Below are 21,987 nucleotides of genomic sequence, written 5' to 3' on the forward strand. Positions count from 1 at the left end.
CGAACAGGTCGCCGATCGTGGTCGGGTGCGGCTCCTCTTGAGGGACCGGGCTGATCAAGCGGATCCTCAAGGACGTCCTGCGGCCGAGGCTCGAGTCGTTCCGGTCACTCCGATGATTCCGGCGACGCCACGCCTCGCCAGGCCGTGGTCGACCTCGGGACCGGCCCGCCCACCCTGACCCGACAATGGAATGTAGCCAAGCTTTCTGAAGAAATCCGCTCCAGCCTGCGTTTCTTCGCTTTCTACCTTGCCAACGGCACTCTGGACATGGAGTTGCTCGAAGACATCGACTACCGACCGGCCTTGATGGATTTCGGCTCCACCCTGGAGATGGTCTTCACCATCTACACCAACGTCCTGGAGATCGATGAAAACGGCCAGGTGAACGACGGACATGCCCAGTATCGGCAGCTCAATGGATCCGCCGATACTGCGATCCCACCTACGTGATAGATCCCCCGCTCGAAGAGTGGGAGACGCGGTTGATCGGTCCTTAACGCGGGCACTCGGCCGCTACCCAATCCAAGCTCCTGTCGATGTCGCTCCTGTCCAGACGGGGGATCAGGCGGCGAGGTGGCACTCGTCTTGGTGGCACTCGTCTTGGTGGCGGGCGTGGTGAACGCGGTGGTGCTCTTGATCAAGATGGAATCGCCAGTAGGCGGGAAAGGCGGCGTTGGCGATCAGGGCGCGAAGCTTCAAGATGGACTCGGCTCCGGCCAGACCCCAGCGAGCGCCGGTGATGTCGAGCCGGTCGCCGATCAGATGGCGGCAGGCGCCTTCGATAACGCCGGTGGCGATCGGCCATCCGGCCCGTAAGGCCTGGTCATAGCGCAGGAACGTGGCGTGGTCGGCCAGGTAGCGGATGCAGGTGTCGAGGTCGACTTGGCGTTCGGCGCCCAAGGTGGCGGCCTGGCCGGTGAGGACACTGATGACCTGATGGGCGCCTCCTGCCAACAGCGCCAGGGCGTGGACGGCGACCCAGTCTTCGGCGGCGGGGTCGGCGGGCCGGTGCAGACTCCAGGCCGCGGCCCAGAGTTTCTCCAGCACATGCACGAAATCGATCACGATATGGATGGCGAGGTGGCGGCGGGCAGCCTCAGCGCGAATCAGGTCGAGTTGGTGGCGGGCACCGTCGACCAGCACCACCCAGGGGCGAGCGTGGAGTGGGTCGCGGGCTTCGGCGTGGTCGAAGACCTTGGCGATCACCTCGTCAGGGTCATCGATCACTGAGCCGCACAACCACTGGCCGCTCGCGCGCGGTCCTGCCCGCGCCGAACGATGGCCGCTTCGGCCGCCGGGCACGGCGATCACATCATGCGGACGGCGAGGCGCGGGCTCGGCGTCGTAGACCACCCCTAGAGTGGCCATCCGTTTGCGACAGAGTTTCTCCCCGGCCGCCAGCCGGGTCCGGAACGTGCGGGTCCGGCGGGCAGCCGCCTTGGCTGTGGCGGGGCGGAGCGCTTCGGGACGGCCGGGTGGCCCGGGGGGAATCGCACCCCCGGGCTCCCACAGATTCCGGACGTGACAGTCTCCCGTCATCCGGCTCGTGCTGCTCTGATCATCTGGGCCTCGGATGGTCGACCCAGATCCAGTGCGCGAAGAATTCCGGCCGCAGTTTCACGGCTCGTTCCCATGCCTGGATCGCGGTCTTCCAGACTTTCAGTCGCTTGTACTTGCTGCGGGACCAGCGCATCAGATAGTTGTTGATGCGCGCCAGGAGGGGATGCAGCGCGGTGCGGTAGAACGCTCCGTAATAGCGCATCCATCCCACACGATGGGGTTGTGAACCGCGCCGAGTTTGATGGAGGCCTCCAAGGAACCCGGGCCGGTTCAGTGAGGCGCTGGGTAAAGGCGCCAGCGGCTGAGGAGAAGTGCAAGAAGGAGTTGGCTGCCGCTAGCCCGGGAGGGGGGCTCACCCAAGGCCGGGTAGTTAGGGTCTGGCGCTGCGGCGCAAGGGCGTCTCACGGAGTGGACGAGGGGTGAACGAAGGAGCGGAGCTCCTGTAGAAGGGCTTTCGACCAAGATCGCTCTTCGTGAGGAGACTCCGCTGTCCGCACAGTCTGCCATCACCCGTCGCGTCACGGTAGCCGAGGGCGTGTTCGCGCCCGGGCACCTCGGGGAGCTGACCGCACTGGTGCCGTTTGAGCTGGTCGACGCGGTGTTGGACGAGACCCGAAGCGTGCAGCGCCGCCTGCGGGACCTGCCCTCGCGGGTCGGCGTCTACTTCCTGCTGGCGATGTGCCTGTTCCCGGAGATCGGCTACCGGCTGGTCTGGCAGAAACTGACGACAGGCCTGGCCGGGCTGGTGGTGGTGACGCCGACCACCAAAGCTCTGCGTGATCTGCGCCGACGGGTCGGCAGCGTGTCGATGCGCCGATTGTTCCAGGTCGTGTCCGGGCCGTTGGCCGGGCGCCGGACACCAGGTGCGAGGTTCGGCCCCTATCGCCCGGTCTCCTTCGATGGCTGCAGCTCGCTGAAGGACCCCGACACCGCCCGTAACCAGGCGTGGCTCGGCTCGGCCGGCCACGGCGGATACCCCCTGCTGGAGCTGATGACGCTGGTGGAGACCGGCACCCGCGCCGTGATCGGCGCGGTCTTCGGCCCGACCAGCGAGGGCGAGACGAGCTATGCCCGGCGACTGCTACATCTACTGACCCCGGACATGCTGGTGTTGTGGGACAAGGGCTTCGACAGCAACGACTTCCTGGCCGAGGTGAGGGCCACCGGCGCGCAGGTCCTGGGCCGGCTGCGCGGTAACCGGCGCACTCCCATCCTGCGCCGGCTGGGCGACGGCTCCTACCTGTCGATGATCGGCGCTGTCCAGATGCGCATCATCGAGGCGCGCATCACCGTGACCTGCGCGGACGGAACCGTCTTTGCCGGTTCCTACCGGCTGGCCACCAGCCTGGCCGACGCCGGCCGCCACCCGGCCGCGGCCCTGGTCGGCCTCTACCACCAGCGGTGGGAACACGAATCGGCCTACTACGCCCTCCGTCACACGATCATGAACGGCCGCGTCCTGCGCTCCGGCGACCGCCCCGGCCTGGAACAGGAGATGCGGGCCCTGCTCACGCTCTACCAACTGCTGCGCACGGTGATGGTGGACGCGGCCGAGTCACGCCCCGGCACCGACCCCGACCGCTGCTCCTTCACCATCGCCTTCCAGACCGCCCGCGACCAAGTCCTCCAGGCCACCGGTGTGATCACCGACGGTACGGACCTGGTTGGCGCCATCGGCCACGCCACCTTGACCGCCCTGCTCCCACCGCGCCGCCCACGCGTGAGCACCCGCAAGGTCAAGTCACCCATGTCCCGCTACAAGGAACGCCTCCCCGACGGCAGACCCGATCGCAGCCGCGCCGTCACCAGCCTCGATATCGCCCTCCTCGACCCCCCGCCCACACTCCCCACCACCTCTCGCGACGACCGGCACACTACCCCTGACAAGCGCCGCCACCACCGCGTCCTGACACTGATCCACGAACACCCCAACCGGCTCTGGCACCCCCGCGACATCGCCCTCCACCTCGGCGACATCACCCTGAACACGATGTACCGGCAGCTGTCTCGCTGGGCCGAACGCGGCCTCATCCGCAAGATCGGTCACGGCATCTACACCGCGACTACAGCTTCCCCCGGCCCCTTGCCAGCAGGCCAGAAACCCTAACTACCCGGCCTTGGGGCAGGGCCCCTCAACCGGCCCACTCGACCCCTAGCCAGCATCAGAGCCATGATTGGGCCTCCGGACCTCCCGCCAACCGTGACCCGGGGCGGCCAGACCGCCCACCCCATGCCCGGCCTCGACCGGGCCATGCCACCGACCCCGCCGTGATTACCGGCTGAGGATCAGGCGCCAACTTCTCCGGTACCCGAGCCACCGGCAGCCACGTCAGTCTCGACCAAGTGGCGTTCCTCGTCACCAGCCGCAGGCAACGCTCGAGTCTCAGCACGGATGATGCCGACGTTGGCGGGGGCATGCGCAGCACAGCCACACGTGTGCTAAACTGGACCCAGTTGCAGTTGTGGTACCCATAAAGACTTGTGTGCACCTGACGGTATGTGGCCTCAGGTGCATTTTGTTTTCCGGTCATCTCCGGGTGTGGTCCTATCGCGGCGACGCGGGATCCGTTGGATGCGGATTTCGGCTTTGCACCCATCAAAGGAGATCAACATGGCTTCTGGCACCGTGAAGTGGTTCAACGCGGAAAAGGGCTTCGGCTTCATCGAGCAGGACGGCGGCGGCGCCGACGTCTTCGCGCACTACTCCAACATCGTCGCCAACGGCGGCTACCGTGAGCTGCGCGAGGGCCAGAAGGTGGCCTTCGACGTCACGCAGGGCCAGAAGGGTCCGCAGGCCGAGAACATCGTTCCCGCCTGACACTGACGCACCACGTAGCCGGGGCCCGCGCCGCAGGGCGCGGCCCCGGCACGCTTTTTGTGCATCCATCGTGCCGTGATGGCCTCACGACCCGAGAAGCACAGCGTGGCTGTTCTTCCGCCGCGCACCGGATGCACCACCGATGGCTCCGGTTCGGGCACAGGCCCGCTCCAGTCCTATGGCGCGGCATCACAGCCGCGTTCTTCCCGGCGAAAGCCGGCCATTTCGACGTACGAGCCCAGGCGGTTTTCCGCCGGTTCGGCTCGTCTTTTCTTCGGCTCGTGCTCGCTGTTCTTGTGCCGCTCATCGCACCGAGGATCACCTGACACGTGCCGCATCGAGGAAGGTTCTGCATGAACCACGCAACTCGCGCGCACGATCGCAACTCTTCGCCCCGGACGGGCGGCTCCGCCCGAAGCAGGGGCGGCCGATTCGGCTCTCCGGCCAAGGGCCGTTCAGTCCCCTCCAGCCGGTCCGGCAACGGGCGGCGTCCCGCAGCGCTCCAGGGAGAGTTCGCGCTGCCGGTCACTGTCACCCCGGCCCTGCCGGCGGCCGCGACATTCGCTGAGCTGAGCATGCCGCCCGCGCTGCTGAAGGTGCTCACCGGCCTGGGCTTGAACGAACCGTTCCCGATCCAGGCGGCCACGCTGCCGAATTCTCTGGCCGGCCGGGACGTCCTGGGGCGGGGGCGCACTGGGTCGGGCAAGACGCTCGCCTTCGGCCTGGCCTTGCTCGTCCGCACCTCCGGACAGCGGGCGCAATCGCGGCGACCGTTTGCCCTGATCCTCGTTCCCACCAGGGAATTGGCCCAGCAGGTCACCGATGCGCTCACGCCGTACGCCCAAGCACTGAAGCTGCGGTTGGCCACGGTCGTCGGCGGCATGTCGATCGGCCGCCAGGCCCAGGCGCTGCGCAACGGCGCGGAGGTCGTCGTCGCGACCCCGGGACGGCTCAGGGATCTCATCGAGCGTGGCGAGTGCCGCCTGGACCAGGTCGGCATCACCGTGCTGGATGAGGCTGACCAGATGGCCGACATGGGCTTCATGCCGCAGATCACCCACCTGCTCGACCAGGTGCGCCCAGGTGGCCAGCGGATGCTGTTCTCCGCCACTTTGGACCGCAACGTCGATCTGCTGGTCCGCCGCTATCTGAACGACCCGGTGGTCCATTCGGTCGACCCCTCGGCGGGCGCGGTCACCACGATGGAGCACCACGTGCTGCACGTCCAGGGCGCCGACAAGCAGGCCACCACTGTGGAGATCGCTGCTCGCGACGGCCGGGTGATCATGTTCCTGGACACCAAGCACGCTGTGGACCGGCTCACCGAACAGCTGCTGAACAGCGGAGTGCGCGCCGCCGCGCTGCACGGAGGCAAGTCTCAGCCCCAGCGCACCCGCACTCTCGACCAGTTCAAGAGCGGCCACGTCACGGTGCTGGTGGCGACCGACGTCGCGGCCCGCGGCATCCACGTCGACAACCTGGACCTCGTCGTCAACGTCGACCCGCCGAACGACCACAAGGACTACCTGCACCGCGGCGGCCGCACCGCCCGCGCCGGCAAGTCCGGCAGCGTCGTCACCCTGGTGCTGCCCAACCAGCGCCGTGACATGACCCGCTTGATGGCCGACGCCGGTATCGTCCCGCAGACCAGCGAGGTCCGTTCGGGCGAGGCCGAGCTGAGGCATATCACGGGTGCCCAAGCTCCCTCAGGCATCCCCGTGACCATCACCGCACCGGTTGCCGGTCGTCGGTCGGGACGGAACGGCAGACGATTCCGGTAGCAGCGGATGGCCGCTCGCCCAAGGCCAGCGAGTCCGCAGGACCGCGACCGTCGCCGTCACGGTGGCCGCATAGGCCGAAGCGACCAGATCGCTTTGCCCGAGATGCTCGGCGCGCAGTTCGGCCTGGATGGCGGCGGCCTTGCCGGGCTTGTCGCGGTGGCCCTTGAGCGCCGCGGTGATCTGGCCGGCGCTCAGCCGCCAGCCGCAGCATGTGCCGGGTCCGTTCCCGCTCTTGGCCCCGGAGTTGCCCATCACTTCCCGGTGCCGGGCGGCCTGCTTGGGATTCACCCCGAACACCCGGTAGCCGGCCGCGGCCGGCTACCGCACCCATGGCCCCCGGTCGGTCTCGATGCACACCAGCACCTCGGCCGGCTCGGCGTCCTCGGGCAGGAACGAGGCGACCAGCTCGTGAAAGCGGGCCATCCCGGTTGCGCCCTCGGGCAGCCGGGCACGCTTGACCGCCCGCCCCTGCTCGTCCTGCACCTCCACGTCGTGATGGTCCTCCGCCCAGTCATCACCGACGAACAGCACCCGATCCTCCAACCCGGGGACAACACGTGGTCAGCAGCCCGCAGGAGCCCGGTCGGCGTGCTAATGGACCAGTACTCACGCCCCGAAGGACGGGCACGACATCCCATCAGTGATCAAGGCTCCTGACCACGGGTGAGGGCACGGTCTGACCCCAGAACTCACGATCGGTCCAGCGGTTGAAAGTGCTTACTCACTCGCGGCTACCAGACACCGAGTCTGCCCGATCAGCCGACCCGGTAGCTCCCATTAGCGGTATGCCACCGTCATCATCGATGCCGTCACTCATCGCTGCGTGGAGGTGCTGCCCGATCGGCTCGGTGTCACCTTCGCGCACTGACTGCACCGGCATCCCGAAGTCCAGCTCATCTGCCGAGACCGTTCGGCCGCGTACGCGGCCGGCGCCCGCGACGGCGCGCCGCAGGCGGTGCAGTGCGCCGACCGCTGGCATCTGCTCCACAACCTCAGCGAGGCGATCGAGAAACTCGCCCTGGCCCACCGCGGCTGCTTCCGCGACATCGCCACAGGCCAGGGCCGCTCCGAAGGCCCCCTCAGCCGGCACGTGCCGAACCGCGAGTCGCCCGCCGGCTCAACCTCGCTCTGAACACCGTCAAAAACTACGCCCGTGCCCCACGGGCCGAACAGCTGATCGGCGACTCCAAGCAGGGTGCCACGCTGGTCGACCCGTTCCGCGGCCACCTGCACGGTCACGCCGGGCCGCCGAACCCGGCGTGACCGTGCAGACCCTACTGCAGGAGATCAAGTCAATGGGGTATCAGGGCGGCTCCACCTGCTGTATCGCCACCTGGCCGAAGATGCCCAGCCACCGCCCTCACCTCGCCGCGTCGCCATCTGGATCATGACCGACCCGGCCCCCCTCAGCCCCGGCCACACCGCTCAGCTGCAGGACGTACTGGACCGCTGCCAGGAGCTGAAGCAGGCCACCGGACACGTACGCACCTTCGCCGACCTTGCTCACCCAGCGCCAGGGACACCGGCTCGACGACTGGATCAACGACGTCCGCGCCGGCAAGCTGCAACCCCTGCACTCCTTCGCCGAAGGCCTGCTCATCGACCACGACGCCGTCGCCGCCGGGCTCACCCTGCCCTACAGCAACGGCCCCACCGAAGGCGTGATCAACAAGATCAAACTGCTGAAACGGCAGATGTACGGACGAGCCGGCCTCGCCCTGCTCCGCAAACGGATACTTCTCACCATCGCCAGGAACTGAGCGTTGCCACGGGAATCTTGGCAGAGCCCCTGGAGTGATACCCCCATCGCGACCGGGCAGCAGCGGCCCCGGCCGACGGTCATCCGGTTCGGTCGCGTGACGAAGGCCATCCGCAGGTATCCGCGAGGGAAAAGCGCGCCAGGAATTTCGGCCAGCCCTCCGCCCGGGCGAGGGTGCTGTCGTTCCAGGATTGCGGTGTCAGCATCGAGCACAGGTCGGACACGGCCTGACGGGGGTCGAGGTTCCACTCGCGTACGGCACCTGAGGTGTCGGCGCCCAGCAGCCTGCGGCCGTCGGCGCGGTAGGAGACCGACAGCACTCCCCCTGTGTGGCCGCGCAGCGTGGCGACCACGTGTTGAGTCGCCGGGTCGAGCAGCGTGATGGTCTGGTCGGTGCGGGCGATGGCGACGGTACGGCCGTCGGGTGCGTAGGCGACGGCGTTGGAGTCGTCCCCGCCGGCCGTCATGAGCCTGCCTGTGGCTGACGTGCTGCCCTCGTCGATGACAGGGGCGAGGTCCCACGCGGTGATCGTGCCGTCGACGTCGGCGCTGATGATGGCGCGGCCGTCCGGTCGCAGGGTGATATCCCTGATCCGTTTGATGAAGCCGCCGAAGTTGGCGAGCTGGGCGTGCCGGCCCTGACCGTCCAGGTCGATCAGGAGGATGATGCCGCTGGATCCCGCGGCCATGAGCGTGTGACCGTCCGGGCTGAGGGCCAGCGCGGTGAGCCCGAGTGGCCGGTACCAGTTCTGCAGCTCCGTGTCGTCCACGTCGCGCAGTTTTCTGAACGTGCGGGCGTCCCACACGATGGCGTGATCCTTGGCGTCCCCTGTCACGATGACGCGTCCGTCCTTGCTGAAGGTCACGGCCACCACGGGAGCGGTATGCCCGTTCAGTGTGGCTTTCGCCTTCCGTCCGGTCAGGTCCCAGACCTTCGCCTTGCCGTCGTTGCCGCCGCTGACCAAGGTCCGGCCGTCGGGGCTGATGGCGACCGTGCGGGCGCCGCCGGGATGCGCGGGAACCCGCCGTTCGTCCGAGGCGCCCCGCCCCGGACGCCACCAGCTGATCGTCCCGTCGCCGCTGGCCGCTGCGGCGAGTCGTCCCTCGGCGCCGAAGGCGATGTCGTTGACCACCGGGTTGGGTGATCCCGTTGGCGGCAGGCCGGTGTCGAGCAGGGTGACGGACGTGCCGCCGTCGACGACGGCCAAGGTCCGGCCGTCGGGACTGAACTCCATCTCCCCCGGCTTGCCGTACACCGCGACGGAGGCCAGGAGGTTGCCGTTCGTGGCGGACCAGAGAGTGATGGGCGGACCGGGGAACCCCCTACGGTCGATGGCGGCGACGACCTCTCCACCGGGCCCCGACGCGACCGGTGTCCACTCGGACGAGAGCCAGCTCATGTCCCGCGTCGTCCTGACCGCCTTGGGGCGGCCGTCCCGGCCGACGCCGATCTCGAAGGGATTCTCGCCTTTGTACGGCAGGGTGCCGGTGCGACGAGTCTTCGGAAGCGCCTTCAGGTCGAAGACCTCGACGCGCTTGCCGATCACCACCAGGAAGCCGGAGCGGAACTGTGCCCAGAGCGCGGCCTCGACCTTCAGGACAGCTTCGAGACGGCCACTCGTGCGCCACACCCGGACATCGCCTCCGACGCTGACCAGAGAGCGTGAGTCCCTGCTGAACGAGACCGAGCTCACCGCTTTGCGGTGACCGGTCAGGACCGCCAGCTGCCGGTAGGTCGACGTGCTCCACAGCCGGACCGTACGGTCCTGCGAAGCGGTGGCGATCATCGAACCGTCGCCGCTGAAGGCGATCGCGTTGACTGGGGCGGTGGGCCCGCCAAGGGTCGCGATCAGCGTACGGCTGACGGTGCTCCACAACCGGACCCGATGGTCTTCCCCCATGGTGGCCAGGATGCGGCCGTCGCCGCTGTAGGCGATCCCGGTGATGCCGGTGCCCTGGACGAGCCGGTTGTTGATGAGATGCCCGTGGGCGGTGAGCAGAGCGCTGAGCGCCTCCGCCGACGGCGTGGCTGTCCAGGCCGCCAGTGCCAACGTGATGGCCTTGCGCGGCTCGGTGTCGTGATGCCCGTACGACTGCGACGCGAGTACCCGGGACAGCATCAGGTCGTCCTGTCTGAGCCTTTCTTCCTCCTGGTTCCTGTACATGATCCCGATGGTGACGGCCACGGCCAAGGCGACGGTCACCGCCAGGCCCATCGTGCGTCCCCGGTTCAGCCGATAGAGACGACGCCGCGCCTGCCAGACGTCGTCCACCCCGACATAGTGCTCCTCGTCGGTCACGTCGGCGGAGTTGGCTCGCGGCCCCACCACCGTCAAGCCCTCGGCCCGTGCGGCGGAGAACTTCGCCTGCATGCCCTTGACCCTGACCATCGTCCCGTGGGAGTCGACGTCACCGGTGACCACGTGATCCTTGTACGGGTGCCGCAGCCAGCCGGACAGCGCCCTCCCCCACCGGGCCAGACGGGAGATCGCCGAGGTGCCCGGCGTCGGCGGGCCCAGCAGTTCCCGCGGCAGAATCGCGAACGCGGCGCCCAGGGAAGCACCCTTGACGCGCCGGCCTCTGTTCCCCGTGATCTGGAGATGCCATACCAGGCAGGTCCTGCGCCGCCGTCCTTCGTTCTGCAGCGCCCACGCGGTGCCGAGCGCGCGCGCGAACTCGGGGTCGGCGCTGAAGAGGCTCATCGTACGCGGATGCGGGAACAGCCCCGGCGGCCCGTTCGCGATCACCTCCATGCTCAGCCTGCCGGTCAGTCCCCGGCCGCGTGCCGACTCGAACACCACTCCGATCTCGCGCCGCCTGACCGCGACCAGGTCGCGGCCGGCCAGCCAGCGTGCCTGCAAGCCGATCATGGCCTCGGCGGTGTCGCGCGACACGTTCGCGGCGGCGCCCTGCGGCGGGAGCGGCAGCGTGTGCGCTGCCGCCAGCGCGTCCGTCATGAGCGGGCGCCACTCGTCGATCTCCCGCCCGTCCGGCAGGTCCGCGCCCATGGCCGCCAGCCTGGCCACATGCAGTGCGGCCACGTACTCCGGTGAGCCGGTCTCCAGCTGTGTCAGCGCCCAGCAGGAGGAGGGATCCCGCGCCCAGGCCAGCAGCTTGTCCGAACGCCGGGCGGCGGCGTCCCTGCAGGCTTCCATCCAGAGAGAGCGTTCGACGAGTTCCTCCCACGCCTCGCCCGGCGGGAGAGAGCCGTAGTGGTCCTCAGCGCTGGACAGGTCGCGGCGTTCCAGGTCCAGCAGGCGGTCGAGCGCTGACTCCCTCGCCGGTCGCAACCAGGAGAGCAGACGATCTGCGGCCGACATGCCACCTCCGCGCTGACATCGATCACGACAGGAATCCCTGACTTGTCATCGGCGCGCTCCTGCCGATCGTTCCGGCGTTATCATCCGCCTATGACCATGCCGTCCGGCGAGCGACACGGTTACATCGAACTTTCTCCCCCGCCTAGAGAGCCCCTCCACCACGGTGTCAGACGTTGGTGGCGTTCCCTGGCGCGACATCACGGCCTGCGCTACTGGTTGTGGACCCGCGGCTTGCCTCTCGTGGCGGGGCTGGGGCTGCTCTACACGGCCAACGGGTTCGCCGTCGGCTGGCGGCGCGCCTACGACGTGAGCATCGGGATCCTGTCGCCGGCCGACACCGCCGTTCCCGCATTGGCCTGGCCCCTGTCCGTGGCGGGGTGGCTGCTGGTGCCGGGCATCGCGGGCGCGGTCGCCGGCTACGTGGTCAGCGACGCCATCAAGGTACGTCGGAGCACGCCTTTGGAGGACGTCCGGCCCGAGGAGGGAGATGAGTAAGCTCATCCCGCTCCTCCGCGACCTGTGCTTCCGGGACTGCGGCTACGAGGTGCCGCCCGGCTTCGTGGAGGACTTCGTCAAGCGGCATCACGCCGACTGGCTCCGGTCGCAGGACCACTGGGAACGGATGGTCGTCGACGTACTGAGCAGCGAGGTCATCAAGCAGCGGGAACCGGAGGAACGGGCGATGAAGCTGGCCGTGGCGATATCGAGCAGGTTGCTGCACGAAACGGCTTTGCGGGATCGGTGCCGCCAGTGCCGGACCGGGCGGAGGTGAGGGCGATGCGGGACGACATCGAGCGGTTCTGCCGCGACCTGCTGAACGACACGTACCCCGACATGGACGAACGCTGGCTCGACGAGCAGACCGCGCGCGCGGTGCGGGTGGTGGTCGAAGCCACGGCGGACGCGGAGAGGGCGGCCGACCGGGATCGGCAGGAGATCCGCCAGGCAGTGCGGGAGTGCTTGTACCTGCTGCGCGGCAGAGGGCTCTCACCCGAGGCGGCGGACGCCGCCGTCACGGTACGCGAGGTCACGATGACCGTCACCGCGCGTCCGTCGCAGACGCGCTACACCATCGACGTCCACGTGACGTCGGCGCGCCAGAGCATCGACGAACTGGCCGGTCTGGGGCTGACGGTCAGCACGACCGGCGACGACACCGCCCGCTGGCCGGTCCGCCACCTGGCCGTGTTCGACGAGCGGGGCAGAGCGTCCTTCGCGAACGTCCGGGGCGGACGCTGGCACCTCGACATGGTGACACCCACCTGGGAGGACGGCCGGACGACCTTTCCCATGCCCGCGATGGAGACCGGCGCTCTCGCCGCCGCGACCGAGCATTACGCGGTGGCCGCGCCCAATCGAGCGCTTTTCACCTTGGACGACCTGTCGGACGACGACACCACCCTGGAGATCACCGGTGCGGTTAGCGAGCCCCGGCTGGTCCCCCTTGTCTACCTCGACCGCGACGGCGCGGTGCGCAGGCTGCTCGTGGCCATCGCCCCGGGCAGGACCGGCGCGGCGCGTTCCCGCGTAGAGCTGCCCGGCTTCGATCGCGGCGCGGCGTGGGAGGCGGGCGACTACCAGGATCCCGCCGTGCTCACGGTGGACGACTCTGAGCTCATCCGGGATTCTCTCTACGCGACCGACGACACTGCCACCCTGCGGGCGTGGCGGGCACTGGCCACGAAGGCGCGCCTTGAGGTCGGTGCCGTCATCGAGGCGCTCCTCGACCCGCGCTGACCACAGGAAGGGGTCGGCCGAGCGGAAGGAGGCACTTCCGGCGGGCGAGCCGGGCGCCACGGCAGGGCGTGATCCCGAGGAACCGCGAGGTCGCGGCCAGGAACGGCGTGGGTCGTCGTTCCGGAATCCGGCCAGATGGATGTTGCTCCCGGGGTCAGCGGGAGCCCGCTGCTGGAGTCCAGCACCACGCGGCGGCCCAGGGGCTCGCGCAGCGTGACGCCGATCCGGTCGATCTTCCCCATCGCGTCGCAGAAATCCACGTCGTCCCGCCGGACGTCGACGTCCACGCCCACCACTCCGGCCGTCTCGTGGACGCGCGAGCCGTACGTCGTGTCGCAGGCGCCGTGCAGATGGCTCAGCCGGAGATCGGTCGGCGCGCGCACCTCGTAGGTCTCCACCTGTACCACTTCAAAACGTCGTCGCAGGGGGCTTGACCTGCAGATCGACCTGAGGTGCCGGCTCAGGCAAGATCGGTTCTTGTGTCTCTTCGTCTCCTCTACCTGATCGTGATCCGGGTGTTCGGCTGGCTGGTGCTGCCAGGCCGCAGCGAGGCAGTCAAGGACATCGAGATCATGATGCTTCGGCATGAAGTGGCGGTACTACGGCGTCAGGTCGTCCAGCCAAAGCCGGGCTGGGCCGATCGAGCGGTCCTGGCCGCTCTGGCGCGGCTCTCATCGCCTGGACTGAGTGCTCACCGGCTGGTGGCGCGCCTGGCGCAAGAGAATCCGGACTGGGGATACCGTCGGGTGCACGGTGAACTCGTCCGGCTCGGCTATCAGGTCAGTGAGGCGACCGTACGACGGATCCTCCGCAGTCGGCGCTCAGGTCCAGCTCCCCGAGACGCTGATACCTCGTGGAGGATCTTCCTGCGCGCCCAGGCGCAAGGCCTGCTGGCCGTTGATTTCTTCCACGTCGACACGATTTCCTTGAGACGGCTGTACGTACTGTTCGTGATGGAGATCGCCACCCGGCGCGTTCACATCCTCGGGGTGACCGCCCACCCGACCGGAGCGTGGACGTTCCAGCAGGCCCGCAACCTGCTCATGGACCTCGGCGATCGCATCGGTTTCTTCCGCTTCCTCATCCGCGACCGAGATACCAAGTTCACCAAGGGGTGGCGTCTTCGGAGGACACTGTTGGCGAATTGGCCAAAGAGCCCAGGCTGATCAGTCCGCCGAGCGCACGATGAGTGCATCCACCAGCATCGTGAAGGCTGATCAAGATGTCGCTTCATCCCCGTGTCCCGGGCGAGATCCCCGCTCAGACGGAACTGATCGCCCACCGCGCCTTCCCCAAAGGCTGCCTGTGCATGCGTCTGCGTGACGCGCTCGGCCCGCTGTTCGCCGACCAGGACTTCCTCGACTTGTTCCCGCAGCGCGGCCGGCCTGCCTGGCCCCCACACCAGCTCGTGATCGTCTCGGTCCTGCAGTTCCTGGAGAATCTCTCCGACCGCCAGGCGGCAGCCGCCGTCCGCGCCCGTATCGACTGGAAATATCTGCTCGGGCTGGAGCTGACCGATCCGGGATTCGATCACTCCCTGCTGAGCGAGTTCCGCGACCGCCAACTCGCCGGCACCGACCCGGAACACCTGCTGGACCTGGTCCTGGACCGGCTGCGTGAGCATGGCCTGCTGAAGCGGCCGGGCCGGCAGCGCACCGACTCCACTCACGTGCTGGCCGCGATCCGCCGGCTCAACCGGCTGGAAAACGTCGCTGAACATCTGCGTGCCGCGCTCAACGCCATTGCCACGATCGAACCGGACTGGCTGGCCGCCTGGGTTCCGATGGTCTGGTTCGACCGCTACGCGCGACGCATCGAGGACTTCCGGCTGCCCCAGGACAAGGCCGGGCGCACCGCGTACGCCGAGCGGACCGGGCACGACGGCCGCACCCTGCTGCAGGCCCTCTACCACGCCGATGCGCCCCGCCAACTCCGAGACCTTCCGACCGTGCAGGCGCTGCCAATCACCTGGATCCACCAGTTCGTCACCGACGACGGCGAGATGCACCTGCGCGATGCCAAGGATCTGCCGCCCTCGCGCCGGCGCAACGCCTCACCCTACGACGACCAGACCCGCCATAGCCTCAAGCGCAGCATCAGCTGGACCGGCTACAAGGTCCACTACAGCGAGACCTGCGACACCGACGCACCCCATCTGATCACCCACGTGGCCACCACCGACGCCACCGTCACCGACGTGGAGATGACCGCGGCCATCCAGAACGCGCTCATCCGCGCCGACCTGGCGCCCCGCGAGCATCTCCTCGACACCGGGCTACATCAACGCCCAGCTCCTGACCACCGCTGCCGGCCCCGGCGCCACCGAGCTGATCGGGCCGATCCGGCCCGACGTCTCCTGGCAGGCCCAAGCCGGACAGGGCTTCAGCCTGGACGACTTCACCATCGACTGGGACGCCGAGCACGCCACCTGCCCACAAGGTCACCGCAGCATCCGCTGGAAACCGCATCGCGGCCGCGCCGGACACCCCGCCATCCACATCGATTTCGACCAACGGGACTGCACTCCCTGCCCCGTCCGCGCCCAGTGCACCCGCTCGGCAACCGCCGCCCGCGCCCTGACACTGAGCACCCGCGACGAGCACGAGAGCATACGGCGAGCCCGTCAAGCGCAATCCACCACCGCGTGGCAGCGGCGCTACCAGCAGCGCGCCGGCGTCGAAGCGGTGATCTCCCAAGCCTTACGCTGCTGCGGCCTGCGACGATCCCGCTACGTCGGCCAGGACAAGACGCACCTGCAACATGTGCTCACCGCCGCAGCCATCAATCTCATCCGCATCGACGCCTGGCTGGCGGGCACCCCGCTGGCCAAAACCAGGGTCTCACCGTTCGCCCGGCTACGACCGCACTAGATCATCACCGCATTCGCCAACAGTGTCCATCTCGGACGCGACCGGACGATCCGGCCGGGCGTGACGACCCTGGCCAGGCTGGTGGCCAGGGCCCCGCCATGGTGGGCGGAGGGGCCGTGACCTTCTGGGAGCCGATCTATCCGAGCACCGGGTAGTTCGCGCGGAACACATTGTGCGGGTCACGGGCCCGCTTGATCTCCCTCAGCCGCGCGAGCGTTCCCTCGGAGAAGGCGTCGGCCGCCGTCTCTCCGGGGGACAGCAGGGTGTACGGCTTGCGTCCGCTGACGTAGGCGCCCAGGTCGGCGACGACCTCGGCCTGCTTGGTGCGTGTGGCGTCGGCCGCGTGTGGCAGCCCGAGCCCCAGCAGCCCGAGCAGGTACGGCTCAGCCACCGTGCCGCCGGCCCCGCTGCCCGGCTCGGCGAGCGCCCCACCCAGATGCCGGATCTGCAGGTTGATGAGCGGTTCGACCGGCTTGGCCAGCAGCAGCTCGACCGCGTCCGCGTCCAGCCCGGTGAGCAACTCCCCGCGGGCGATGGACGGCGCCGGGTCGGTGGGTTCGGCGGCGATCCTGCCCAGATCGGCGACCGGGACGACGCCACGGTTGTCGAAGACCGCGCCCCCGATCTTGTCCACGCGCATCAGCAGGTCCTCGCCCCGAGCCGCCTCGCCCCGGTACACCAGGTCCAGCGTCACCATCGGTGGCGCGCCGGGTGGCTGGAGCCGGTTGATCCACACGCTGAGTTCGCGCGGCGCCTCGGCGGTGATCTCCAGGAACGCGTCGAACACCTCCCTGGTCCGGTGTTCCGGCCAGATCATCCGCCCGCCGTAGAGAGCCGGCGCGGGATACAGGCCGAGTTCGAGCGCGGTCACCATCGCGAAGTCCCCGCCGCCGCCGCGCAACGCCCAGAACAGGTCGGGGTCGGACTCGGCGGTCACCCGGCCCGGCTCGCCGTCGGCGTCGACGATGTCGATGGCCCGCACGCTGCCGGAGGCCAAGCCGTACTCGCGGCTGAACCAGCCGACCCCACCGCCCAGGGTATAGCCAGTGACGCTGACCCCCGGAGCGCTGCCGGACAGGCCGGTCAGGCCCCGTGGACCGGTCGCCGCCAGCACCTGCCCCCACTTCACACCCGCGCCCACCCGGACCACGCGCTCCTGCGTGCGTACCTCCACCTCGTTCAACCGGCCGGTACGCAACAGGATCATGCCTTCCACATCACCCGAGGCGCCGTGCCCGCTCGGCTGTGCGGTCACCGTCATACCCATCCGCCGCGCGTGACGCACGAGCGCCGCCACGTCATCGGCATCCGCGGCCTCCGCCACGGCCGCCACCGGCTGCCTGACGGTCAGATTCCACGCGGTGGCCGCCTGTTCGAAGCCGTCGTCACCGGGCAGGAGCACGCGCCCCTTCAGGACACCGCGCAGGTCGTTGATCGTCATTGTCGTCTCCCTTTTCGAGTTGTCAGAGAATGAGGGCGTCAGGCGGGCTGCGCGGCGGTCGCCGGGGTGGTGCTGGTCTCGCGGAGGATCAGCAACCCCGTGACCGCGATCAGCGCCGCGGTCAGGCCGTGGATGCCGAGTGCGGCGGCCGTGGATCCGTGGTGGGCCAGGACGTTGACCATGTCGCCGAACGGGGCGACGGCCGTCATCAGCAGGACCCAGCCCAACGGGCGGCGGTGGCCTGTCACCAGCAGGATGCCCATGGCCAGGCCCATCGCGATCTCGCGGCTGCCCTTCACGATGGAGAAGCCGCTGTCGTCAGAGGGCCAGTTCGCCAGTCCCGGGAAGGTGGTCCCGAGGGGCAGGACGAAGGACAGCCCGAGGTAGAGGGTGAACAGGACGACGACGGCGGCCAGGACGGTGTTGAGCTTCTTCAGCGACATGGTCGCTCTCCTTGCATGTACGGACGGGCAGGGTTCAGCCGCGGACACGGCGGATGTGGCGGGCGTAGCGAGGGCGGCCGATGACGTGCCAGATGACGCGGGCCGGGGCGGGCAGGCCGCGCAGGACGATGGCGCGCTCGGCCGGGTTCGCGTCCTCCAGGACGGCGCCGAAGAGCGTGAGCAGGGTGAGCTTGGGCGTGTTGCTCACCAGGTGGTCGCCCAGGGAGGCCCACTCCTGCTCGGTGATGTGCTTGGCGGCGAGCGGGAGGAGGGTGGCCTCCTCGTCGTCGAGGTGTTGCAGCAGGACCGCGCGGTGCTCGCAGAGGGCGGCCGCCAGGGTGTCGCGCTCGTCGGCCCCCGCGGTGGCCTCCCAGGCGGGGACCGCGGCGTCCAGCCTGGCCAGGGTGGCCGCGACACGTTCGTGCTGGGCCTGCATGCGCAGGACGACGTCGGCCTCCAGGTCCACACGGGAAAGCAGGGGTGGCCACAGCAGCTCGTCCTCGCCCTCGTGATGGTTGTGCAGGCCCAGCCGGTAGACGCGGAAGTGGTCGGCGATCACCTTGGCGCGAGCGGTGTCACCTGGGGCGACGGCCGCGACAAGCTCCACCAGCAGCCGTGACTCACGGCGGAGCACGCGGTGGACGATCTCCATGTCCTGGGTGTTGACACTCATTTGTTCCCGCCTCTTCATCGGTTGCGATGTGTTCAGGCTGCCCTTGGGTGTTTGGAAGGGATTTGGAAGGGATTTGGAACGCCCACATAAGATGTGAGGATCATGGTCTTCATCCGGGTGCTGGGCTCTCTGGTGGCCGAGGTCGGCGGCGAGCCCGTTCCCCTGGGCGGGCCGCGGCAGCGGGGCGTGCTGGCATTGCTGGTGGCGGCGCGTGGGCAGGTCGTGCCGACCGACCGGATGATCGAGGACCTGTGGCGCGGGGAGCCGCCCGCGCGGGCGCTGATGTCCCTGCAGGCGTACGTGTCCAACCTGCGCCGGTTGCTGGAGCCCGGACGTCCGCCGCGCACGCCGGCCCGGCTGCTGGTGAGCGCGGCGCCGGGTTATGCGCTGCGGCTGCCACCGGATGCGGTGGACGCGTGGCGGTTCGAGGGCCTGCTGGGCCAAGCGCGTACGGACACCGACCCACGCGCCGCGCAGGCTCGGCTCGCCGAGGCGCTGGGACTGTGGCAGGGACCGGCGTTCGCCGAGGCCGCCGACGAGTCGTGGGCCGCCGCCGAGACCGCCCGGCTGAACGAGCTACGCTTGGTCGCCACCGAGCTGCACGTCGCGGCGGGTCTGCGCATCGGCGACCCCGCCGCGGTGGTTCCCGAGGCCGAGCGGCTCACCCGCGACGAGCCGCTGCGCGAGGAGGGCTGGCGGCTGCACGCCTTGGCTCTGTGGAGCAGCGGCCGCCAGGCCGACGCGCTGGCGACGCTCCGCCGCGCCCGCGGCATCCTCGCCGAGGAGCTCGGGCTCGACCTCGGCCCGGACCTGGTGGCGTTGGAAGAGGCGATCCTCACCCAACGCACGGACGTCCTGCGCGCGTCCGTTCTCCTGCCACCGCCTGTTGTCCCGCTGCCGCAGACGGTTCCGATCACCGAGACGCCGTTCGTCGGGCGCCAGGAGGAGCTGGCGGCGCTGGCCGGGGCCGCTGCCGAGGCCGCCGCCGACGGAGCGCGTATCGCCCTTGTCACCGGCGAGGCCGGGCTCGGCAAGTCGACGCTGCTGGAACACCTCGGCAGGCGGCTCGAACGTGACGGGTGGCTGGTCGCCGTCGGCCACTGTCCCGAGGTCGACAGCGCGCCGCCCGCGTGGGCCTGGGCCGAGGCGCTGAGAGCCGTCGCCGCGTCCACGTCCCCGGGCGAGTTCGCCGACGATCTCGCGCCGCTGCTCACCGACACCGGGCCGGTGGGCGCCGACGCCACCGCGGGACGGTTCCGCCTGCGTCAGGCGGTGTGGAAGTGGCTCGCGGCGGTCGCTGCGGAACGCCCGGTCGCCGTCGTGCTGGACGACCTGCACTGGGCCGACGCCGCCACGCTGGAGCTGCTCGGCGGCGGCCTCGGCATTCGGGCCCCCGTTCTGGTCGTGGCGGCCTACCGGGCGGACGAGAGCGGGCACCTCACCGAAACGCTGGCCTCACTGGCGCGCGCCACGCCGCTGCGGCTCGCCCTGCCCGGCCTGGACGATGCGGCCGTCGCGCAGATCGTACGGAATGAGTGTGAGGCCGATGACGAGACCGTCGCCGGAATCGCCGAGCGCACCGGCGGCAACCCGTTCTATGTGCGGGAGAGCGCGCGGCTGCTGAACGGCGAGGGCGCGCTGGTCGCCCTCTCCGAGGTCCCCGAAGGCGTACGGGACGTGCTGCGGCGGCGGCTCGCGCGGCTGCCCGAGGCAGGCGTGGCCGTGCTACGACTGGCCGCGGTCGCAGGCCGGGAGAGCTCCGTGGACGTCCTCGTGGACGCCGCCGACACCGACGAGGACGGGGTGATGGACGCGCTGGACGCGGGCGTGATCGCCGGGCTGCTGAGCGAGCCCGGCCCCGGACGGGTGCGGTTCGTCCACGCCCTCGTCCGCGACACCCTCGTCGCCGGCGTCAGCCGCCTGCGGGCATCCCGCATGCACGCCCGCATCGCCGCCGCACTGGAAGCCACCGGCGACATCCCGGCGCTCGCGCACCACTACGCGCGAGCCGGATCCCCCAAGGCCGTCGGCTACTGCCTCCGGGCCGCCGAACTGGCCGAAGCGCGCTACGCCCACGACGTCGCGGCCGATCTGCTCACCGACGCGGTCGCGAACTCGACCGGCCCGGAGGAACGCGTCGACCTGCATGGCAGGCTGCTGCGGGCGCAGATCCGGGCCGGCGCCTTGCTTGCCGCGCGCCAGACCCGCCTGCAGGCCGTCGAGTACGCCGAGTCCCTGGGCCGCGACGACTTGGTGATCGCCGCGTTCATGGCCTGGACCGAGCCGACACCATGGCAGTCCCGCGAGTACGGCACGGTGGACCGACCCATCGTCGACAGGCTGAGCCGCCTGCTCAAGCGTACCGACCTGGCCCCGGAGACACGCAGCCACCTTCTCGCCGCCTACGCCGAAGAACTGGTCGGCGAGGACGACCCCACCGCCCTGGCGGCGGCCCGCGAGGCGCTCGACCTCGCCACCTCACCCCGCCTGCGGGCGGCGGCTCTCCAGGTCCTGGTCCGCGGCCACCGCGGCTTGCCCGACCGCGACAACCTCTGCCGCGAACTGGTGGCGATCGGCACCGAGCACGACCTGCCCATCTATCGCGTCACCGGGCTGCTCAACCAGGCCAGCGCCGCCGCCGGGGCCAACGATCCGGCCACCATGCGCCGCGCGGCTGTCGAGGCCCTCGACCTCGCGCGCGCCTACCGGCTGCCCGAGGCGATCGGCGTCGCCGAGGTGGTGCTGGCGACCCTGGCCCTCATCGAGGGCCGGTTCGCCGACGCCGAACGGCTCTACACCCAGGCCGCCGACGGCATGCGGCGCGCCGGATCCCTGCACGCCGTCGGCTTCCTCGGCCTCGCGCTGGCCGCGATCTGGGTGAACAACGGCACGCTCGGCGAGCACCTGGAGGAGGTGCGCGCCTTCCACGAGGCGTTCGGCCCGCTCGCCTCCGACCTGCTGATCCTGGCCCTGCACGCCAACGGCCTGATCGACGAAGCCCGCCGGGTACGCACCTCGGACCCGATCCGGCCCGACTACTTCTTCACCTTCCTCACGACCGTCCGCGCGATGGCCGCCATCGCCCTGGACGACCGCGCCGCTGCCGAAGAGATCTACGCGACGCTGCTTGCGCGCTGGGATGGCCCCCCGCCCGACGTCACGAGCCTGTCCGTGGAGCTGCGCCCGGTCGCTCACACCCTCGGCGAGCTGGCCGTCTTCCTCGGCCACGACGACGAGGCCGCCGCCCACTTCGCTCAGGCCGTCGCCATCGCCGACCGGTGGAACGCGCCTCATTGGGCCGCCGAGGCCCGGTCGCGAACGACCACCTAGCCTCGACCGTTCTAGAGGGGCCGGCCCTCTACGCTCGGACCCCTGACTGACCTGCGGAAACGCGGCAATCGTGGGTGCCGAACCTCGAACCACGGGCACACGCCGAGTGAGATCGCCCGTCATTCGTGCACAATCGTGACGTCGGCGACGGTTCGGGCGAGGGCGCGGATGAGGTCGGTCTCTGTGGCGGTGCGCCAGATGAGGGCCCAGCGGGCGAGCGGGGCGTCGTGGATGGGGACGTAGGCGATGTCGGAG

Annotated in this window: 19 protein-coding genes and 2 pseudogenes; 13 read left to right on the forward strand and 8 right to left on the reverse strand. The window is 69.5% G+C overall.

Annotation, left to right across the window (positions count from 1 at the left end; genetic code table 11):
* Positions 1-144 precede the first annotated feature (144 nt).
* Positions 145-497 (forward strand): annotated as a pseudogene (locus IO39_RS31140) (DUF7677 family protein).
* Between the two features lie 64 nt (positions 498-561).
* Here the strand turns inward: IO39_RS31140 and IO39_RS31145 are convergent.
* Both IO39_RS31145 and IO39_RS31150 read right to left on the reverse strand, forming a co-directional pair.
* On the reverse strand, positions 562-1,539 hold the full coding sequence (locus tag IO39_RS31145) for an ISKra4 family transposase (protein ID WP_157549113.1): 978 nt from the start codon (positions 1,537-1,539) through the stop codon (positions 562-564).
* A gap of 19 nt (positions 1,540-1,558) precedes the next feature.
* The gene (locus IO39_RS31150) at positions 1,559-1,771 is read right to left on the reverse strand and encodes a group II intron maturase-specific domain-containing protein (RefSeq protein WP_439331491.1); all 213 of its coding nucleotides are present in this window, start codon (positions 1,769-1,771) and stop codon (positions 1,559-1,561) included.
* Positions 1,772-2,095: 324 nt separating this feature from the next.
* On the opposite strand from IO39_RS31150, the gene IO39_RS31155 reads away from it, so the two are divergent.
* The 3 genes from IO39_RS31155 to IO39_RS31165 all read left to right on the forward strand — a co-directional run bounded on the left by IO39_RS31155 (position 2,096) and on the right by IO39_RS31165 (position 6,159).
* On the forward strand, positions 2,096-3,667 hold the full coding sequence (locus tag IO39_RS31155) for a transposase domain-containing protein (RefSeq protein ID WP_063765374.1): 1,572 nt from the start codon (positions 2,096-2,098) through the stop codon (positions 3,665-3,667).
* Positions 3,668-4,171: 504 nt separating this feature from the next.
* A complete protein-coding gene (locus IO39_RS31160; protein ID WP_020545593.1) occupies positions 4,172-4,378 on the forward strand; it encodes a cold-shock protein in 207 nt (68 codons plus the stop codon).
* Between the two features lie 353 nt (positions 4,379-4,731).
* Positions 4,732-6,159, forward strand: a complete 1,428-nt coding sequence (locus IO39_RS31165) for a DEAD/DEAH box helicase (protein ID WP_245642408.1) — start codon at positions 4,732-4,734, stop codon at positions 6,157-6,159.
* Here IO39_RS31165 and IO39_RS56955 read toward each other — a convergent pair.
* Together IO39_RS56955 and IO39_RS56960 are read right to left on the reverse strand one after the other, a co-directional pair.
* On the reverse strand, positions 6,085-6,447 hold the full coding sequence (locus tag IO39_RS56955) for a hypothetical protein (RefSeq protein WP_211267235.1): 363 nt from the start codon (positions 6,445-6,447) through the stop codon (positions 6,085-6,087). The two genes, IO39_RS31165 and IO39_RS56955, sit on opposite strands and share 75 nt — an antisense overlap.
* 30 nt (positions 6,448-6,477) lie before the next feature.
* Positions 6,478-6,690, reverse strand: a complete 213-nt coding sequence (locus tag IO39_RS56960) for an IS110 family transposase (RefSeq protein WP_052423587.1) — start codon at positions 6,688-6,690, stop codon at positions 6,478-6,480.
* A gap of 337 nt (positions 6,691-7,027) precedes the next feature.
* Here IO39_RS56960 and IO39_RS53130 point away from each other — a divergent pair, with 337 nt between their 5' ends.
* Both IO39_RS53130 and IO39_RS31175 read left to right on the forward strand, forming a co-directional pair.
* Positions 7,028-7,291: a transposase gene (locus IO39_RS53130; protein ID WP_084773778.1), complete on the forward strand. Its 264-nt coding sequence runs from the start codon at positions 7,028-7,030 to the stop codon at positions 7,289-7,291.
* 367 nt (positions 7,292-7,658) lie between these two features.
* Positions 7,659-7,919: an ISL3 family transposase gene (locus IO39_RS31175; protein WP_043630426.1), complete on the forward strand. Its 261-nt coding sequence runs from the start codon at positions 7,659-7,661 to the stop codon at positions 7,917-7,919.
* 79 nt (positions 7,920-7,998) lie between these two features.
* Here IO39_RS31175 and IO39_RS31180 read toward each other — a convergent pair whose 3' ends face one another.
* A complete protein-coding gene (locus tag IO39_RS31180) occupies positions 7,999-11,238 on the reverse strand; it encodes a WD40 repeat domain-containing protein (RefSeq protein WP_043630429.1) in 3,240 nt (1,079 codons plus the stop codon).
* A 231-nt stretch (positions 11,239-11,469) separates the two neighbouring features.
* On the opposite strand from IO39_RS31180, the gene IO39_RS59115 reads away from it, so the two are divergent.
* From IO39_RS59115 to IO39_RS53150, 6 genes and pseudogenes are all read left to right on the forward strand, one after another.
* Positions 11,470-11,733, forward strand: a complete 264-nt coding sequence (locus IO39_RS59115; protein WP_157549115.1) for a DUF6313 family protein — start codon at positions 11,470-11,472, stop codon at positions 11,731-11,733.
* Positions 11,726-12,010 (forward strand): DUF6313 family protein, encoded by a 285-nt coding sequence (locus tag IO39_RS59120; RefSeq protein WP_052423589.1) that lies wholly within the window; start codon positions 11,726-11,728, stop codon positions 12,008-12,010. Before IO39_RS59115 ends, IO39_RS59120 begins: the two co-directional genes overlap by 8 nt.
* 5 nt (positions 12,011-12,015) lie before the next feature.
* Entirely contained in the window at positions 12,016-12,975 is a 960-nt protein-coding gene (locus tag IO39_RS31190) for a hypothetical protein (protein ID WP_157549117.1), read from the forward strand.
* A 135-nt stretch (positions 12,976-13,110) separates the two neighbouring features.
* Positions 13,111-13,365, forward strand: a complete 255-nt coding sequence (locus IO39_RS31195; protein WP_043630433.1) for a hypothetical protein — start codon at positions 13,111-13,113, stop codon at positions 13,363-13,365.
* A gap of 89 nt (positions 13,366-13,454) precedes the next feature.
* Entirely contained in the window at positions 13,455-14,141 is a 687-nt protein-coding gene (locus tag IO39_RS53145; RefSeq protein ID WP_084773780.1) for a helix-turn-helix domain-containing protein, read from the forward strand.
* 56 nt (positions 14,142-14,197) lie between these two features.
* Positions 14,198-15,845, forward strand: a pseudogene (locus tag IO39_RS53150) (IS1182 family transposase).
* A 136-nt stretch (positions 15,846-15,981) separates the two neighbouring features.
* On the opposite strand, the gene IO39_RS31205 reads toward IO39_RS53150, so the two are convergent.
* The 3 genes from IO39_RS31205 to IO39_RS31215 are packed head-to-tail and all read right to left on the reverse strand — an operon-like array spanning position 15,982 to position 18,402.
* Complete coding sequence (locus IO39_RS31205; RefSeq protein ID WP_043630438.1) at positions 15,982-17,286, reverse strand: FAD-binding oxidoreductase; 1,305 nt, start codon at positions 17,284-17,286, stop codon at positions 15,982-15,984.
* Positions 17,287-17,324: 38 nt separating this feature from the next.
* Positions 17,325-17,729 (reverse strand): DUF4267 domain-containing protein, encoded by a 405-nt coding sequence (locus IO39_RS31210; RefSeq protein ID WP_043630441.1) that lies wholly within the window; start codon positions 17,727-17,729, stop codon positions 17,325-17,327.
* 34 nt (positions 17,730-17,763) lie between these two features.
* Positions 17,764-18,402 (reverse strand): hemerythrin domain-containing protein, encoded by a 639-nt coding sequence (locus IO39_RS31215; protein ID WP_043630443.1) that lies wholly within the window; start codon positions 18,400-18,402, stop codon positions 17,764-17,766.
* Between the two features lie 102 nt (positions 18,403-18,504).
* Here IO39_RS31215 and IO39_RS31220 point away from each other — a divergent pair, with 102 nt between their 5' ends.
* On the forward strand, positions 18,505-21,732 hold the full coding sequence (locus IO39_RS31220) for an ATP-binding protein (protein WP_052423594.1): 3,228 nt from the start codon (positions 18,505-18,507) through the stop codon (positions 21,730-21,732).
* Positions 21,733-21,987: the final 255 nt, after the last annotated feature.

It is taken from the genome of Nonomuraea candida, from assembly GCF_000725485.1.
Lineage (GTDB): Bacteria > Actinomycetota > Actinomycetes > Streptosporangiales > Streptosporangiaceae > Nonomuraea > Nonomuraea candida.